Source organism: Vibrio sp. 10N.286.46.A8 (assembly GCF_041470165.1).
In the GTDB taxonomy this organism is placed as follows: Bacteria; Pseudomonadota; Gammaproteobacteria; order Enterobacterales; family Vibrionaceae; genus Vibrio; species Vibrio tasmaniensis_A.
The window spans coordinates 1-1,164 of sequence record NZ_JBFRLX010000052.1 but is presented as its reverse complement, the minus strand read 5'-3'; the positions used below and the strand labels follow the sequence as shown (position 1 = coordinate 1,164).

Below are 1,164 nucleotides of genomic sequence, written 5' to 3'. Positions count from 1 at the left end.
CCATTGAAGTTCGCATCTGGTGTGATGGTAAAGCTGCCATCGTCGTTTTGAGTAACTGTCGCATCGCCACCAACCGTTAGGCCACTAGCAGTTAGATCATCGCCTTCCACGTCAGAAGCTTGAGAAAGCAGTTGCTCTTGGCTTAGACGAATCGAACCGTCTTCGTCGACTGAGTAAGCAAGGTCGCCTGATACTGGCGTATCATCGACTGCTGTTACGCTTACATCGATGTTTGCCGCTACCGTATCGGTACCGTCTGATACATCGAAGCTGAAGTTGACGTCACCGTTGAAGTTCTCGTTTGGCGCAAAGGTGTAACTGCCGTCACCGTTATCAGTAAGAATGCCGTCACCGCCATCGTAGGTAACACCTTCAACAGAAAGGTTGTCACCTTCAATATCTGTCGCACCGGTTAGCAGATCTGCATCAGTAAACTGCAGCGTACCGTCTTCTTCTACACTGAACTGTTGATCTTGAGGAACTGGCAGATCATTGATTGGATTAACGGTTAAGTCAGCAGAAGCTTGAACCGTGTTAGTACCATCTGAGATATCAAAGCTGATATCGATATCGCCATTGAAGTTCTCATCTGGCGTGATGGTAAAACTGCCATCGTCGTTTTGAGTAACTGTCGCATCGCCGCCAACCGTTAGGCCACTAGCAGTTAGGTCATTGCCTTCCACGTCAGAAGCTTGAGAAAGCAATTGCTCTTGGCTTAGATGAATCGAACCGTCTTCATCGACTGAGTAAGCTAAGTCGCCAGATACTGGTGCATCATCGACTGCTGTTACGCTTACATCAATGCTTGCCGCTACCGTATCGGTACCGTCTGATACATCGAAGCTGAAGTTTACGTCACCATTGAAGTTCTCGTTTGGCGCAAAGGTGTACGTGCCATTACCGTTATCAGTAAGAATGCCGTCACCGCCATCGTAGGTCACTCCTTCAACCGTAAGGCGATCACCTTCAATGTCTGTCGCGCCTGTTAATAGATCAGCGTCAGTGAAGATAAGTGTGCCATCTTCTTCAACACTGAACTGTTGATCTTGAGGAACTGGCAGGTCATTGATTGGGTTAACGGTTAAATCGGCAGAGGCTTGAACCGTGTTAGTACCATCTGAGATATCGAAGCTGATATCAATATCACCATTGAAGTTCGCATCT

Annotated in this window: 1 protein-coding gene; it reads right to left on the bottom strand. The window is 47.6% G+C overall.

What is annotated here, in order from left to right:
* On the bottom strand, positions 1-1,164 hold a 1,164-nt coding region (locus AB4232_RS06480), incomplete at both ends, for a tandem-95 repeat protein (RefSeq protein ID WP_372086661.1).